This is a genomic window from Cellulomonas sp. P5_C6, assembly GCF_054049635.1.
In genome coordinates, this window is sequence record NZ_JBFULZ010000091.1 from 1 (window position 1) to 15,588 (window position 15,588).

Annotated in this window: 14 protein-coding genes and 2 pseudogenes; 12 read left to right on the forward strand and 4 right to left on the reverse strand. The window is 74.3% G+C overall.

Going from position 1 to position 15,588, the window contains the following annotated elements; translation table 11 throughout:
- Positions 1–645: pseudogene (locus tag ACXJKG_RS11935) on the reverse strand (glycerophosphoryl diester phosphodiesterase membrane domain-containing protein); the annotation flags it as partial.
- Positions 646–833: 188 nt separating this feature from the next.
- Here ACXJKG_RS11935 and mtrA point away from each other — a divergent pair.
- The 8 genes from mtrA (at position 834) to secA (ending at position 11,659) form a co-directional block, all read left to right on the forward strand.
- The gene (mtrA, locus tag ACXJKG_RS11940; RefSeq protein ID WP_055912929.1) at positions 834–1,517 is read left to right on the forward strand and encodes an MtrAB system response regulator MtrA; all 684 of its coding nucleotides are present in this window, start codon (positions 834–836) and stop codon (positions 1,515–1,517) included.
- Positions 1,518–1,536: 19 nt separating this feature from the next.
- The gene (gene mtrB / locus ACXJKG_RS11945; RefSeq protein ID WP_456845988.1) at positions 1,537–3,240 is read left to right on the forward strand and encodes an MtrAB system histidine kinase MtrB; all 1,704 of its coding nucleotides are present in this window, start codon (positions 1,537–1,539) and stop codon (positions 3,238–3,240) included.
- Complete coding sequence (locus tag ACXJKG_RS11950) at positions 3,237–4,895, forward strand: LpqB family beta-propeller domain-containing protein (protein WP_456845977.1); 1,659 nt, start codon at positions 3,237–3,239, stop codon at positions 4,893–4,895. The genes mtrB and ACXJKG_RS11950 overlap by 4 nt, the downstream gene beginning before the upstream one ends.
- Positions 4,896–4,968: 73 nt before the next feature.
- The gene (locus ACXJKG_RS11955) at positions 4,969–5,703 is read left to right on the forward strand and encodes a ComF family protein (protein WP_456845978.1); all 735 of its coding nucleotides are present in this window, start codon (positions 4,969–4,971) and stop codon (positions 5,701–5,703) included.
- Positions 5,704–5,905: 202 nt separating this feature from the next.
- On the forward strand, positions 5,906–6,523 hold the full coding sequence (gene hpf / locus ACXJKG_RS11960) for a ribosome hibernation-promoting factor, HPF/YfiA family (RefSeq protein WP_456845979.1): 618 nt from the start codon (positions 5,906–5,908) through the stop codon (positions 6,521–6,523).
- An 81-nt stretch (positions 6,524–6,604) separates the two neighbouring features.
- A complete protein-coding gene (locus ACXJKG_RS11965) occupies positions 6,605–7,864 on the forward strand; it encodes a winged helix-turn-helix domain-containing protein (protein WP_456845980.1) in 1,260 nt (419 codons plus the stop codon).
- Entirely contained in the window at positions 7,861–8,883 is a 1,023-nt protein-coding gene (locus ACXJKG_RS11970) for a DMT family transporter (RefSeq protein WP_456845981.1), read from the forward strand. The genes ACXJKG_RS11965 and ACXJKG_RS11970 overlap by 4 nt, the downstream gene beginning before the upstream one ends.
- A complete protein-coding gene (gene secA, locus ACXJKG_RS11975; protein WP_456845982.1) occupies positions 8,846–11,659 on the forward strand; it encodes a preprotein translocase subunit SecA in 2,814 nt (937 codons plus the stop codon). Before ACXJKG_RS11970 ends, secA begins: the two co-directional genes overlap by 38 nt.
- Positions 11,660–11,716: 57 nt before the next feature.
- On the opposite strand, the gene ACXJKG_RS11980 is transcribed toward secA, so the two are convergent.
- Both ACXJKG_RS11980 and ACXJKG_RS11985 read right to left on the reverse strand, forming a co-directional pair.
- The gene (locus ACXJKG_RS11980; RefSeq protein ID WP_456845983.1) at positions 11,717–12,313 is read right to left on the reverse strand and encodes an Rv3235 family protein; all 597 of its coding nucleotides are present in this window, start codon (positions 12,311–12,313) and stop codon (positions 11,717–11,719) included.
- Positions 12,310–13,170, reverse strand: coding sequence for a LysM peptidoglycan-binding domain-containing protein (locus ACXJKG_RS11985; protein ID WP_456845984.1), 861 nt, complete (start codon positions 13,168–13,170; stop codon positions 12,310–12,312). The genes ACXJKG_RS11980 and ACXJKG_RS11985 overlap by 4 nt, the downstream gene beginning before the upstream one ends.
- A 230-nt stretch (positions 13,171–13,400) precedes the next feature.
- Here ACXJKG_RS11985 and ACXJKG_RS11990 point away from each other — a divergent pair, with 230 nt between their 5' ends.
- The 3 genes from ACXJKG_RS11990 to ACXJKG_RS12000 all read left to right on the forward strand — a co-directional run bounded on the left by ACXJKG_RS11990 (position 13,401) and on the right by ACXJKG_RS12000 (position 14,893).
- On the forward strand, positions 13,401–13,751 hold the full coding sequence (locus tag ACXJKG_RS11990) for a hypothetical protein (protein WP_456845985.1): 351 nt from the start codon (positions 13,401–13,403) through the stop codon (positions 13,749–13,751).
- Positions 13,752–13,812: 61 nt separating this feature from the next.
- The gene (locus tag ACXJKG_RS11995) at positions 13,813–14,307 is read left to right on the forward strand and encodes a GNAT family N-acetyltransferase (protein WP_456845989.1); all 495 of its coding nucleotides are present in this window, start codon (positions 13,813–13,815) and stop codon (positions 14,305–14,307) included.
- Positions 14,308–14,365: 58 nt separating this feature from the next.
- Positions 14,366–14,893 carry a hypothetical protein gene (locus ACXJKG_RS12000; RefSeq protein WP_456845986.1) on the forward strand — a complete coding sequence of 176 codons (528 nt, stop codon included), beginning with the start codon at positions 14,366–14,368 and terminating at the stop codon, positions 14,891–14,893.
- Between the two features lie 7 nt (positions 14,894–14,900).
- Here ACXJKG_RS12000 and ACXJKG_RS12005 read toward each other — a convergent pair whose 3' ends face one another.
- Positions 14,901–15,137, reverse strand: coding sequence for a helix-turn-helix domain-containing protein (locus ACXJKG_RS12005; protein ID WP_456845987.1), 237 nt, complete (start codon positions 15,135–15,137; stop codon positions 14,901–14,903).
- Positions 15,138–15,255: 118 nt separating this feature from the next.
- Here ACXJKG_RS12005 and ACXJKG_RS12010 point away from each other — a divergent pair.
- A pseudogene (locus ACXJKG_RS12010) lies at positions 15,256–15,588 on the forward strand (hypothetical protein); the annotation flags it as partial.

Genomic DNA, 15,588 nt, shown 5'->3' on the forward strand with positions numbered 1-15,588 from the left:
GCCGACGACGAGGGCGCCCGCGACGATCGAGACGAGCGAGGTGAGGAAGGTGAACCCGACGACGAGCCAGACGCGCCACGACCGCAGCACCTCGCCGACGGTCGCGACCTGCCCCAGCACGGACCGGCTGACGGACACGATGAGCAGGCCCGTGAGCACGGTGGTCGCGATCGAGGTGAACGGCGCGGCCACCAGGGAGCCGACGGACGCGCCGAGGGCGTCGCCCAGCTCCATCTGCCCGGACGGGTCGATCTCGGAGACCAGGTCCGCCATCTGCGCCGACAGCACCCCGCGGACGTACCAGACGATGACCGACTGGAGCACGACGGCGAGCGTCACCACGAGGGCGGCGAGCCCGAACATGACGCGCGGGTTCGCGCGGACCGCCCGGAAGGCGCCGTCGTAGATCTCGCCCATGCCGAGCGGTCGCAGCGGGATGATCCCGGGCTGCAGGGCGGGCGGCCGCCACGCGACCCCGGGGGGCGGTGGCGAGGCGGGCCCCCACGCACCCGGAGGCTGCGGCGCGCCCCACCCCGGCGGCGGGGGAGGGACGGGTGCTCCGGGCGGCGCCGGCGGTGGCGTACCCGCTCCCGCGGGCGCGGCCCACGTCGGCGTCTGCGGCACGTCGTCGTGCGGGCTCGTCATGCGAGCGCGGCTCCCTCGGCTGTGGTCGACCCCGGTGGTCCGGGCGCCGTCACGTGGCCCCCGCGGAGGAATCATCGTGCCACGACGGCCGTGGCCGCCGACGCGCGTCCGGGTGATGTGTCGGCCCCGATTCACGTCGGACGGGCGTGTGGCCCGGGTCCGGGCGTTCACGGTGCGAGAATGCCGCCATGAAGGGACGCGTGCTGGTGGTCGACGACGACACCGCGCTGGCCGAGATGATCGGCATCGTGCTGCGCTCGGAGGGTTTCGACCCGGTGTTCTGCGAGGACGGTGACGAGGCGATCGGGGTGTTCCGCGCCACGCAGCCGGATCTCGTCCTGCTCGACCTCATGCTGCCCGGCAAGGACGGCAACGAGGTCTGCCGGCAGATCCGCGCCGAGTCGGGCGTGCCCATCGTCATGCTCACGGCCAAGAGCGACACGGTCGACGTCGTGCTGGGCCTCGAGTCGGGCGCCGACGACTACATCTCCAAGCCGTTCAAGCCCAAGGAGCTCGTGGCCCGCGTGCGCGCCCGGCTGCGCCGCAGCGACGAGCCGGCCCCGGAGCACCTGACCATCGGCGACGTGACCATCGACGTGCCCGGCCACCGGGTCGCCCGCGCGGGCCGACCGGTCTCGCTCACGCCGCTCGAGTTCGACCTGCTGGTGGCCCTCGCCCGCAAGCCCTGGCAGGTGTTCACCCGCGAGGTCCTGCTGGAGAAGGTGTGGGGCTACCGGCACGCCGCCGACACCCGCCTGGTGAACGTGCACGTGCAGCGTCTTCGCTCCAAGATCGAGAACGACCCGGAGCAGCCCGAGATCGTCGTGACGGTCCGCGGCGTCGGCTACAAGGCGGGCGTGGCCTCGACGTGAGGTGGTCTGGAGCAGGCTCGTGCGGGTGAGCGGGGCCTGGCGGCTGGTCAGGGCACGCTCGCGGCGCCGGGTCCGCTCGTGGGCACGGGCGTGGCGCTCGTCGCTGCAGGTCCGCGTCATCACGTCGACCATGGCGATCGGGCTGGTCGCGCTCACCCTCGTCGGCGCCTACGTCAGCGCCCGGATGGCGGACGGGCTGTTCAACGCGCGGCTCGAGCAGGTGCTCCAGGAGAGCGCCCGGTCCACCCAGCAGGCGCAGGCGACCCTCGACGCGTCGACTGCGACCGCGGGCACCGACGTGCAGCGGCTCCTGCGGGACGTGGCGCTCGCCCAGCGCACCGGTGGTTCCGACCGGCGCGAGGTCTTCCTGCTGCGTGCCCCCGGCCAGAAGGGCGGCGGCGTGACGGTCACGGGTGCGGCCTCGGACCGCTCGCTGCTCTCCCTGGTGAGCCCCGAGCTGCGGCTCGCGACGGCCGGCGGCGGCCAGCACTGGCAGTCCGTGGCCATCGAGCAGGAGAGCGGCGGGGTGTCGCCCGGCGTGATCGTCGGCCAGGACGTGACCGTGCCGGTCGAGGGCACCTACCAGCTGTTCTTCCTCTACAGCCTGCAGTCCGAGCAGGACCGGCTCGACTTCCTCCAGCGCACCCTCGCGCTCGCCGCGGCCGCCCTCGTCGTGCTGCTCGGCAGCATGACGTGGCTGGTCACGCGGCAGACCGTGCGCCCCGTCCGGCGCGCCGCGGAGGTGGCCGAGCGGCTCGCCGACGGGCACCTGTCCGAGCGGATGCCCGAGAAGGGCGAGGACGAGATGGCGACGCTGGCCCGCTCGTTCAACGAGATGGCGGACAGCCTCCAGGACCAGATCCACCGCATGGAGGAGCTGTCGACCCTCCAGCGCCGGTTCGTCTCCGACGTCTCGCACGAGCTGCGGACCCCGCTGACCACCATCCGCATGGCCGGCGAGGTCATCCACGCCTCCCGCGACGACTTCGACCCCGCGGCCAAGCGCTCCGCGGAGCTGCTGCAGACCCAGCTCGACCGGTTCGAGGACCTGCTCGCGGACCTGCTCGAGATCAGCCGGTTCGACGCCGGCGCGGCCGTGCTGGACGCCGAGGGCCGGGACGTGAACGACGTCGTCATCCAGGCCGTCGACCACGCCTCCCCGCTGGCCGAGCGGCGCGGAGCGTGGCTGCACGTCGTCGTGCCCGAGGAGCGCTGCGTCGCGGACATCGACCCCCGCCGGGTCGAGCGCATCCTGCGCAACCTGCTGGTGAACGCCGTCGAGCACGCGGAGGGCAGCACGGTCGAGGTGACGGTGGGTGCCGACGCGCACGCCGTGGCGGTCACGGTCCGCGACCGCGGCGTCGGCATGACCCCCGACGAGGCGGCGCACGTGTTCGACCGGTTCTGGCGTGCCGACCCCGCGCGCGCCCGCACGACCGGGGGCACCGGGCTCGGGCTCGCGATCTCCCTGGAGGACGCGCACCTGCACGGCGGCTGGCTCGAGGCGTGGGGCCGTCCCGGGCGGGGCGCGAGCTTCCGGCTCACGCTGCCGCGCCGCGCAGGCATCCGGCTCACCGGGTCGCCCCTGCCGCTGGCGCCCGACGAGTCGCCGATCACCGGCGCCCTGCGCATCCCCGTGGTCCGGCCGAACACCGATCCCGCGGCCCTGCCCGACATGACGTCCGACGAGCACGGCGCGGTCGACCGGCAGGGGGTCCGATGAGCGCGCGCGGGCTCCGCCGGACGGCGCTGGCCGCCCTGACCGTGGCCGTGCTGGCGGCGTGCTCGGCGATCCCGACCTCCGGACCGGTCCAGGAGGGGAACGCCGAGGTCAGCGAGCCGACCGACATCGACGTGCTCGCCCCCGGGCCGCAGCCGGGCGCCAGCCCGACGGAGATCGTCGACGGCTTCCTCGCGGCCGGCGCCGCCGGGTTCAGCGACCAGTTCGTGACCGCACGGGAGTACCTGGCGGGCGAGGCGAAGGCCACCTGGCAGCCCCTCGCGTCCGTCGCCGTCTCCGGTCCGCTCGAGTACGAGCCGTCGACCACCGACACCGAGGTCACCATCGACGTCCCGGTGAAGGCCCGCGTGGACGAGGGCGGCCGCTACGCCGAGGCGGCGCCGGAGGGCAGCGAGTCGGTCACGTTCAACATGGTCCAGGACGACGACGACCAGTGGCGGATCGGCAAGCTGGCCGACGGGCTGATCCTCCAGCAGGAGGACTTCACCAGGAACTACCGGCCGGCGTCGCTCTACTTCCTGTCCCCGGACGACACGTTCCTGGTGCCGGAGTCGCGGTGGTTCCCGGCGAAGAACCTGCCGACGTCGATCATGACGGAGCTGCTCGGCGGCCCGTCGCCGTGGCTGCAGGACGCCGTCAGCACCGCGGTGCCGGACGGCGTGGAGCTGAACCCGCAGTCCGTGACCGTCGACGAGGACGGCGTGGCCCACGTCAGCCTCGCCCCGGCGCTGGCGGTCACCCGCGCCGACCGCGATCTCCTGCTCCAGCAGATCGACGCGAGCCTGCGCCCCGTGCCCGGCATCGGCTCGGTCCAGGTGGACGCGGGCGGCGTAATCCTGGAGCCGGGTCCGACGACGCTGGAGCGGGGGAACCCGCCGCCCAGCAACCTGGAGCTCCTCCAGGGCGACCGGATCGTCGCGCTGGTCGACGGCGAGGTCACCGCGGTGCCCGGCCTCGAGTCGCTCGCCGGCCTCGACCCGCGCAGCCCTGCGCGGAACGAGGACGCCTCGGTCCGCGTGATGCTCTCGGGGACGACCACGCTGAGCACCGTGCCGACCGGCCCGGCGCCCGCGCGCGACCTGTTCACCGGGTCGGGACTGGTCGCACCGTCCGTCGACCGCTTCAGCTGGGCCTGGACCGCGGACTCGTCGAGCGGGCTCGTCGCGGCGCCCACCGACGGCGACCCCGTGCACGTCAGTGCGGAGTGGCTCGACGGCCGGACGGTGCGCGCCGTGCGCGTCGCCCGCGACGGGGTCCGGATCGCGATCGTGTCCGCCGGTGCCGACGGCGTGAACATCGATGTCGCGGCGATCACCCGGGACGAGTCGGGCACGCCGCAGCAGCTGGGCATCCCCGTCCGGGCGGGTGCCTCGCTCGTGGACGCCACGTCGGTCGTCTGGTCCGACGAGTCCACCCTCGCCGTCATCGGGCGCTCGACCGGCAACCCGGCCGTCCACCTGGTCCCGGTCGCCGGCCCCACGAGGGCGCTGCCCGAGGTGGCCAAGCTGGCGGCGGAGGCCGGGGGTTCGGTCATCTACGTCACGACGACGGACGGCGAGCTGCGCAGGTTCGTCGGCTCCACGTGGGCGCAGGTCAAGGGGGTCGCGGGCGCGTCCGACCCGTCGTTCCCCGGCTGACCCGGCCGCCCACAGCCCCGGGGCTCCACAGGCCCGTCCGCGTCCGCGCGCGGGACCGGGCAGCCTCGGGCCCATGACGTTCGCCCGAGAGCTCCTGGGACTGCTGCTGCCGGTCGCGTGCGGTGGCTGCGGGGCCGACGACGTCGCCTGGTGCCCGACCTGCGCGGCGCGGCTGGCGGGACGCCCGTGGCGGTGCGAGGACCGCGCGCCCCGGCTCGACCGGCTGGACGGGTCGACGCCGCCGGTGTGGACCCTGGCGGACTGCACCGGCGACGTCCGGCGCGGCATCGTCGCGTGGAAGGACCGCGGGCGGCTCGACCTGACCCACCCGTTCGCGCTCGCGGCCCGGGTCGCCGCGCACCGGGTCGCGCCGCAGCTGCGCGACCGTCCGCTGCTGGTCGTCCCCGCGCCGTCGACCGCCGCGACCCGCCGCCGCCGGGGTGCCGACCTGGCCGGCGAACTGGCGGCTGCCGTGGCCGACGGCCTGTGCGACGCCGGTCTGCCGGCGCAGCCGGCACCGGTCCTCGTGCGCGACGGCGGCCGGGACCAGGTCGGTCTCGGCGCCCGGGCGCGGGCCCGGAACCTCGCCGGGCAGGTCCGGGTGGCCCCGTCACGAGCACCGCGGGCGCACCGGGCAGCGGTGCTGCTCGTCGACGACGTCCTCACCACGGGTGCCACCTTCGCCGCGTCCCGCGCCGCGCTGGAGCGGGCCGGGGCACGGGTCGTCGGGGGCCTCACGCTGGCGTCGACACCCCGTCCGACCGCGCCGCCCCGACTCCCTCCCGGGCGACCGGTGTCCACAGGGTGATCCCTGCGCGGTGCGAGTGGTTCGACGGGTCCCGCGGGGTTAGCGTGGGGGCCTGAGCCGACGGCGCCGCGCGGAGCCGACCCCCACGGGGTCGTCCGGGTAGGCCGCGGGAGGAGGTGACGCCGCCCGACTGCCCCTGGGGCAGCCCATCGTCTGTCACCTGGGCGGGCACGACCCGCCCCTGACCTCGCAGGAGGCTCACATGGAGATCGTGGTTGCCGGCCGGCACACCGAGGTGCTTCCGAAGTACCGGACGCACGTCGAGCAGAAGCTCGCGAAAGTCGAGCAGCTGGCCCCCCGCGCGCAGCGGATCGACGTCCTCGTGTCGCACGAGACGAACCCTCGACAGTCCGGCAGCTGTGAGCGCGTCGAGCTCACCGTCGTCGACCGGGGGCCCGTGATCCGCGCCGAAGCGTGCGCAGACGACCGGTACGCCGCGCTGGACCTGGCGCTCGGGAAGCTTCTCGAGCGGCTGCGTCGCACGCGTGACCGGCGCAAGGACCACCGCAACCACACTCCCATCGCCCCCGTCGACGTCCGTCCGCCCGAGCCCGAGCCGGAGGCGTCCGCACCGGTGGACCCCGACGCGGCCGTCGAGACGACGCTCGGCGACTCGCCCGTGATCATCCGCGAGAAGGTCCACCAGGCGCAGCCGATGACGGTCGACGACGCGCTCTACGAGATGGAGCTCGTGGGGCACGACTTCTTCCTGTTCATCGACGCCGAGACCGCGCAGCCGTCGGTGGCGTACCGCCGCCGTGGGTGGAGCTACGGGATCATCAAGCTCGACACGCCCGTCACGGCGACCGTCGGCGGCTGACCACCCGCACGCCCGACGCCCGCCCGGTCCTCGTGACCCGGCGGGCGTCGTCGTGTCGGTGGCGCACGGCAGGATGAGCGGGTGCCGCTCGATCGCCTCTCCCTGTCGCAGGCCCGCCGCATCACCCTGCGCGCCCAGGGTCTGGACCGGCCCCGCCCCGCGCGTGGCGCCGATCCCACGATGCGTCAGTTCCAGCAGGTCGTCGACAGGCTGGGTCTGCTGCAGATCGACTCGGTCAACGTGCTCGCCCGCGCGCACCTCATGCCGGTGTTCTCCCGGATCGGTCCGTACGACCCGGCGCTGCTGGACCGGGCCGCGGGCCGGTCGCCGCGCCGGCTGGTGGAGACGTGGGCCCACATGGCGTCGTTCGTGCCGCCCGAGACCTTCCGGCTGCTCGGCTGGCGGCAGCGCGCGTACCAGGACGAGGCGTGGGGCGGGATCGCCGAGGTGCCGCTGACGCACTCGCCGGTGCTCGCGGAGATCCGCGCGATCATCGACCACCGCGGCCCGGTCACCGCGCGCGAGGTGCAGCAGGGGTTCGAGGCGGAGCACCCGACCACCCGGGGCGAGTGGGGGTGGAACTGGTCGGTGGCCAAGCGCGTGCTCGAGTTCCTCTTCTTCACGGGCGAGATCACGTCGGCGGGACGCAACGGCGCGTTCGAGCGGCGGTACGACCTGACGTCCCGCGTCCTGCCGGCCGACGTCCTCGCGCGCCCCGAGCCGTCCGACGAGGACGCGGTCCGGGCCCTGACCGAGATCGGCGCCCGGGCGCACGGCATCGGCACGCTGCGCAGCATCGCCGACTACTTCCGGATCAAGGAGGCGCGGGTCGCGTCGGCCATCACCGACCTGGTCGAGGACGGCGTGCTGCACCAGGTCGAGGTCGACGGCTGGAAGCAGGGCCCGGTCTACCGGCACCGCGACGCCGACCTGCCCCGCCGGGCCGCCGGGCGCGCCCTGCTCAACCCGTTCGACCCGCTCGTGTTCGAGCGCCGTCGGGTCGAGGCGCTGTTCGACCTGCGCTACCGCATCGAGATCTACGTGCCCGAGCCGCAGCGGGTGTGGGGCTACTACGTGCTCCCGTTCCTGCTGGGTGAGTCGCTGCCGGCGCTGGTGGACCTCAAGGCCGACCGGCAGGCCGGGATCCTGCGCGTGCACGCGGCGCACCGGGCGCCGGGTTCCACCACCCCCGACGCCGACGTGATCGACCCGCTCGCCGCCGAGCTGCGCGACCTCGCGGGCTGGCTCGGCCTGGGCGACATCGTCGTCGGCGACCGCGACGGCTCGCTGCGCGGCGATCTCGCGGTCGACCTGACGTACGCGCTGCGGTCGGCGCCGTGACCCCGGAGACCCGGTCGCGCGACTTCGCCCTGGTCGCCCTCGGCGGCGTGCTGTGGGGCACCGGCGGGCTCGCGGGCGCGGCGCTGGCCGACGTCGCCGGCCTCCCTCCGCTKACGGTGGCCTCGTACCGGCTCCTGGGTGGCGGGGGAGTCCTGCTGCTGGGCCTCGCGGCGACGGGGGCGCTGCGCGGTCTCGCCCGGACGCGGCCCGTGGTCGTGCGGGTGGTCGAGACGGCGCTGCTCGCCGCCGTCTACCAGGCCGCCTACTTCGCGGCCGTGCAACGGGCCGGCGTCGCGGTCGCCACGCTCGTCGCTCTCGGTGCCGCGCCGCTGCTGGTGGCCGTGGGGACCGCGGTGTCCGGCCGCCGGCTGCCGTCGGCCCGCACCCTCGTGGCCCTCGGCCTCGCACTGGTCGGGCTCGTGCTGCTCGTCGGCCCGTCGGACGCCGCGGGGCCGGGCACGGCGGCGGGCGCGCTGCTCGCCCTCGTCGCCGCCGCGGCGTTCGCGACGATGACCGGGCTGAACCGCCGCAGCGTCCCCGGGCTCGGTCCGCTGCCCCTCACCGCGACCGCGTTCACGCTCGGCGGAATCGTGCTCCTGCCGGTCGCCGCCGTGGCCGGTGCCGGGCTCGCCGTGCCGGACGACCCGCAGGGCTGGGCGCTGCTGGCCTACCTGGCCGTCGTGCCCACCGCGGCCGCGTACAGCGCGTACTTCACCGGGCTGCGGCACGTCCCGGCGACGACTGCGGCGCTCCTCGCCCTCCTGGAACCGCTGACCGCCACGGTCGGCGCCGTGATCCTGCGGGGCGAGCGGCTGGGGGTGGCCGGCGTCGTCGGGGCGGTCCTGCTCGGCGCCGCGGTGGTCGTTCTTCGCCCACGCCGTGCAGGCTCGCCTACGATGGACGCGCCCGGCCGTGCGGCCGGTCACCTCAGCCGCTCCGACGCCGCGCGCGCCCGGAGTGCGAACACGTCGGGAGTAGTGCGTGCCAGCGATCCTCGAGAAGGTCCTGCGCCTCGGTGAAGGCCGGATCGTCAAGAAGCTGTCGGGCATCGCCCAGCAGGTCAACGCCCTGGAGGACAGCTTCGTCGCGCTGTCGGACGCCGAGCTGCGCGAGGAGACGGACCGCTTCCGGGCCCGCCTCGCCGACGGTGAGAAGCTCGACGACATCCTCGCGGAGGCGTTCGCCACCGTGCGTGAGGCGTCCCGTCGCACCCTCGGCCAGCGGCACTTCGACGTGCAGCTCATGGGCGGCGCCGCGCTGCACCTCGGCAACATCGCCGAGATGAAGACCGGTGAGGGCAAGACCCTCGTCGCCACCGCCCCGGCCTACCTCAACGCGCTGTCGGGCGACGGCGTGCACGTCGTCACCGTCAACGACTACCTGGCCAGCTACCAGGCGGAGCTGATGGGTCGCGTCTACCGCTTCCTCGGCCTGACCAGCGGCGTGATCCTGTCCTCCCAGGACCCGGCCGAGCGCCGCCGGCAGTACGCCTGCGACATCACGTACGGCACCAACAACGAGTTCGGCTTCGACTACCTGCGCGACAACATGGCGTGGAGCACGGACGAGCTGGTGCAGCGCGGCCACAACTTCGCCATCGTCGACGAGGTGGACTCGATCCTCATCGACGAGGCCCGCACCCCGCTGATCATCTCGGGCCCCGCGTCGGGCGACACCAACCGCTGGTACGCCGAGTTCGCCAAGGTCGTTCGCCGGCTGCAGGCCGAGCGCGACTACGAGGTCGACGAGAAGAAGCGCACGGTCGGCGTCCTCGAGCCGGGCATCGAGCGCGTCGAGGACTACCTCGGCATCGAGAACCTCTACGAGTCCCTCAACACGCCCCTCATCGGGTTCCTCAACAACGCCATCAAGGCGCAGGAGCTGTTCAAGCGCGACAAGGACTACGTCGTGATGAACGGCGAGGTGCTSATCGTCGACGAGCACACCGGCCGCATCCTGCCGGGSCGYCGCTACAACGAGGGCATGCACCAGGCGATCGAGGCCAAGGAGGGCGTGGCCATCAAGGCCGAGAACCAGACCCTCGCCACGATCACGCTGCAGAACTACTTCCGCCTCTACGGCAAGCTCTCCGGCATGACCGGCACGGCCGAGACCGAGGCCGCCGAGTTCCAGGGCACGTACAACCTGGGCGTCGTGCCCATCCCCACCAACCGCAACATGCAGCGCATCGACCAGCGCGACTTCGTCTACAAGAGCGAGGACGGCAAGTTCGACGCCGTCGTCGCGGACATCGTCGAGCGGCACGCGCAGGGCCAGCCGGTGCTCGTGGGCACCACCAGCGTCGAGAAGAGCGAGCTGCTCTCCTCCAAGCTGAAGAAGCAGGGCGTCCCGCACGAGGTCCTCAACGCCAAGCAGCACGCGCGCGAGGCCTCGATCGTCGCGCAGGCGGGTCGCAAGGGCGCCGTCACGGTCGCGACGAACATGGCCGGCCGCGGCACCGACATCATGCTCGGCGGCAATGCCGAGTTCATGGCCGTCGAGGACCTCTCCGCGCGCGGCCTGGACCCCGCCGAGAACGCGGAGGAGTACGAGGCGGCCTGGCCGCTCGCGCTCGAGAAGGCCAAGGAGTCGGTCGCGGCCGAGCACGACGAGGTCGTCGAGCTGGGCGGCCTGTACGTCCTCGGCACCGAGCGGCACGAGTCGCGCCGCATCGACAACCAGCTGCGCGGTCGTTCCGGCCGCCAGGGTGACCCGGGCGAGTCGCGGTTCTACCTGTCGATGCAGGACGACCTGATGCGCCTGTTCAACTCGAGCCTGGCCGAGTCGATGATGACGCGCGCGGGCTTCCCGGAGGACATGCCGCTCGAGTCGAAGATCGTCACGCGCGGCATCCAGTCGGCGCAGTCGCAGGTCGAGGCGCGCAACTTCGAGATCCGCAAGAACGTCCTCAAGTACGACGACGTCATGTCCCGCCAGCGCGTGGTGATCTACGAGCAGCGCCGCCGGGTGCTGGAGGGCGAGGACCTGCACGAGCAGGTCAAGCACTTCCGCTCCGACGTGCTCACGGCGTACATCACGGGCGCCGCGGCCGAGGGGCGTCCGGAGGACTGGGACCTCGACGCGCTGTGGACGGCGCTCAAGGCCGTCTACCCGGTGTCGATCACCCCCGACGAGGTCGTCGAGCAGGCCGGCGGGGCCACGCGCCTGTCGGCGGAGCTCATCGAGCGCGAGATCCTCTCCGACGCCGAGCACGCGTACGCCGCGCGCGAGGAGGAGATCGGTTCGGAGAACATGCGCCAGCTGGAGCGGCGCGTGACCCTCTCGGTGCTCGACCGCAAGTGGCGCGAGCACCTCTACGAGATGGACTACCTCAAGGAGGGCATCGGCCTGCGGGCGATGGCTCAGCGCGACCCGCTGGTCGAGTACCAGCGCGAGGGCTACCAGCTGTTCAACGCGATGACCGACGCCATCAAGGAGGAGACGGTCGGCTTCCTGTACAACCTGGAGGTCCAGGTGGCGCAGCCCGAGGCGCCCGCCGTGACGGCCGACTCCGCGGTCGCGGCGGCGGCCAGCGCCGGTGCGACCGCGGCCACGCGCTCGGTGTCCGACGGCCCGACCCCGGGCAAGCTCGTCGCCAAGGGCATCGACGGGCCGGCCGAGCGCGCGCCGTTGCAGTACACGGCCCCCTCGGTGGACGGTGACGGCGGCGTGGTCACCCGCGGTGACGCGGGGGGCCGCAGCGCGGGTGCGCGTCCGGCGGTCGCGGCCGGTGAGGACGGCACGGCCAACCGCGAGGCGCGTCGGAAGGCGGCCAAGCAGCAGCGCAAGCGCTGACGAGCACGACGGAAGCCCGTCCCGACCACCTCGGGGCGGGCTTCCGTGCGTCCGGGGTCAGCCGATCTCGAGCGCGGTGGCGCGCCAGGCGCCCCGATGACCCTCCAGCCGGATCGCGACGGCCCGGACGCGAGTCCCGTCGTCGGCGATGACGCTGGCCTCCAGCGCGTGCGTCCCGACGCGGCACGCGCGCGCCCGGCGGATGAYCGGCGGCCGCGCGTTCCGGGCATCGCCGAGCACCCGCTGCGTCAGGCCGGCGCGCACCTGCAGCGAGTCGTAGACGCCGGGCGTGAGCCAGCGGGCGAGCTGGGCGGCCGACCGGCGGCCCGCAAGGACCTCGAGCGCGGCGAGCGCGATGGTGCGGGCGACGACGGCCGGATCGCCGTCGGGGAGCGGACCGGGCTCGTCGTCGGCCTCGTCCACCGGTGGCCGGTCTCGCGCGCGCAGGACGGCGATCCGGGCCGCGGCGGTCAACGGGACCGCGTGCACCGGTCCGGCGGCCTCCTCGACCGTGGCCGGCGGCGGCGCGGTGACCAGCCGGGCCTGCGGGCGACGCGGTGGCTCGGGCGGCACGACCGGGTCCGCGGTGCCGCGCACCTCGGCGAACGCCTCCTCCGCGGCGGTGCCGGACCGGGCGAGCACCGCCGCGCTCACGACGACATCCCGGCGACGGTGGTCGGCACGGCCAGGACCTGTCCGGGCAGGATCAGGCCGGGGTCCGCGCCGATCGTCGCGGCGTTGGCGTCGTACCACTGCGGCCAGGCCTCGGAGATCTGCGCGTCCGTCGACCCCGGTGGCAGGTGGCGCGCGGCGATGGCCCAGAGGCTGTCGCCCGCGACGACGACGACGGCGTCGGCTGTCGTCGGTGTCGCCGGTGTCGCGGGTGTCGCCTGTGTCTCCGCGGCGGGCGTCGGTGCGCTCGCTGCCGCCGCCTGATCGGCCGGGGTCCCTGCGCCGGGCGGGGCGAGTTGCTCGGCTTGCGGGAAGGGTGCGTCGGTGGCGGCCGCGACCGGACCCGGGCCCTCGGCGGGGCCGCTCGCAACGTCGGGACCGGTCACGGCCCACCCGAGGTCGTCGGCACCCGCGACGACGCCCACCGAGGCCGCCGGCGCCGGCGCCGGCGAGGCCGCTGACGCCCCCGAGGCGAGACCGAGCCCGACGCCTGCCCCCACGACGACCACCAGGGCCTTGCGGACGACCCCAGGCGCGCACCGGGCAACCAGCGACTCCCCGGCACTCCAGCTCGCGCCGGCCACCCGGACGAGGACGCACACGGCGGCGACGGACGCGGACACCGCGAGCCAGAGCGCGACGAGCCCGCCGACGACGAGCACGCAGGCCTCGACCGCCGCGTCCACCCGCCACGCGCCGGACTGCCCGCTCAGCACGACCTCCAGCCGCAGCCCCAGCAGCCCAGCCAGCGCCACCGCCGTCGCCGCCCCCACCAGCAGCGCGCCGAACGCCCCGCCTGCGGACCGGCGGCGCCCGATCCTCTCGCCCTCGATCGCCATGTCGGCTCCCTGATGGTGTCGTTTGATGCAGTTTGATGATCCTTGAGTGCCATAGATGTACCTGAATGTCCGTTGTCGTGTCCAGCGATGTCTGCGATCTGGTGCCCGACCCGTGGGCTCGGACCTCGTGCCGGCGTCGCGCGACCTGCCCGTGGCGGGCCGGTGCGCCGAACGGGTGCCTGACGCGCCGCAGCGGCTCCGTCGCCGCCCGGCGCTGCCACGATCGGGCTGTGCCAGCTCCCGGACGCCCCACGTCACCGGACGAACCGACGCACCCGTCCCTCGGTGCGCGCGTGCTGGTGCTGGGCGCGGCGCTGGTCCTCGCGGCCGTCGTGTCGGTGTGGGCCATCGGTCAGGCCCAGCGGGCGAACGTCCCGTACATGGGTCTGCCGCCGGCACCCGCGTACAACCCGGCCGGGGCGGTGTGGTTCGTCATCGCGTACCTGCCCTGGCTGGCGCCCGCGATCCTCGCCGTCCGGTCGTGGCGCGGGTGGACAGGCTGGGGCCTGGCGCTTCTCGTCGGAGGACTCGCAACCTGGTTCGTGCCCTGGGTGACCCACGCCACGCGGCTCATTGCCTGAGGCGCGGCGCCGACAAGCGACCTCCCGGGGCACGGCGGGCGCCGGTGCGAGAGTGACGACCATGGAGGGCGCGAGGGCATCGACCGACGAGCGCATCGAGGTGTGCCCGCCCGACCACCCCGACGCGCGGGCCACGATGGAGCGGTACGCCGCCGAGCTGGCCTCGCGTTTCGACACCGGGTTCGACCCGGCGCGCAGCCACGTGGCCGTCGACGCCGAGCTGTCACCGCCGGCCGGTCTGCTGCTCGTCGCCCGGCGGGGTCATGAGCCGGTCGGCTGCGGGGCGCTCCGCTTCGTCGACGACGAGACGGCCGAGGTCAAGCGCGTCTGGGTCGACCCCTCGGCGCGCGGCCGTGGCCTGGCGCGGAGGCTGCTCGTCGAGCTCGAGGCTCAGGCCCGGCGGCGCGGGGTACGGACGCTGCGGCTCGAGACGAACGAGACGCTCCACGACGCCATCGCTCTGTACCGGAGCGCGGGCTACGCCGAGGTTGCGCCGTTCAACGACGAGCCCTACGCGCTCCACTGGTTCGCCAAGGCGCTGACGCCCGACGGCTGACGTTCGTGAACCTGTCGAGCGGGCACACCAGCGCGACCCGCGACACTACGGTGCTCCCATGCGGTGGGAGGCGCTCTTCGCGGACATGGAGGCCCAGCTGGCGGCGGGGCGGCTCGCGGACGTGCGGGCGGACGTCGCCGAGCTCGCGCGGGCCGAGCGCGCCTCGGTGGGGCTCGACGCGCGGGTGCTCTCGTCGGTGGGGCGGCCGGTGCGCGTGCTCGTCGTCGGCGGCGACACCGTCGAGGGCGACCTCGTGGACGCGACCACCGAGTGGCTCCTCGTGGCGACGTCACCGGTGCGTCGGGCGTTGGTCCCGCTCGGTGCCGTGGCGGCCGTCGACGGCCTCGCGGAGCACGCCGCCCCGGCCACGGGCGCGGTCGGGGCGCGACTGAGGCTGGGGCATGCGCTGCGCGCGCTCGCGCGCGACCGCGTCGTCGTCCGGGTGGACGCCGGAGGGGCGGAGCTCACCGGCCGGATCGAGCGCGTGGGTGCCGACCACCTCGACCTCGCCGACGTCGGCGGAGCCGGTCGGGGCGCGTGGGCGGTCACGTTCGCCACGCTCCGGGTGGTCCGGTCGGGCGCCTGAGGCGCGGTCAGTCCGAGGCGTCGGCGGCGTCGGTCGTGCGGCCGTCGCTCGCGATGCGGGCGCGGGTCTGCTCGTACATCCGCTGGATGTACTTCTCCAGCTCGGTGGACTCGACGCGCCACTGCAGCCGACCACCGATCTGGATGGCGGGCAGCTCACCGGACCGGACGAGCGCATAGGCCTGCGGCGCCGAGATGTTGAGCTCCTCGGTGACGTCCGCGAGGGTCAGGAACCTCGAAGGCATGCTCGAAGTGTGGCACGGGCTGGCGCCCGGACCGGTTTGTCCACAATGCTCCCTCCGCCGGGTCCTGCACGCGGCACGATGGCCGTCCGAGCCTGCGCGCGACGAACCTGGAGAGTCGATGGACACGAGCGTGATCGACCTGCCCGCTCCGGTGGCGGCGCGCTTGCGGCGGCCCGGCTGGCGCGACCCGCGGCTGCTGGCGGGGATCGCGATGGTCGCGGCGTCGGTGCTGCTGGGCTCGTGGGCGGTCCGGACGGCCCAGGCGACGGTCCCGGTGTACGTGACGCGGGCCGCACTGGTGCCGGGCGACACGGTCTCCGCCGACGAGCTCGCGGTCGTCGACGTGCGGCTGGGCACCGTGAGCCTCGACCACTACCTGCGGGCGGACCGGCCGCCCGCTGCCGACGTCGTGGTCGTGCGGGCCGTCGGGCGCGGTGAGCTGGTGCCCGCC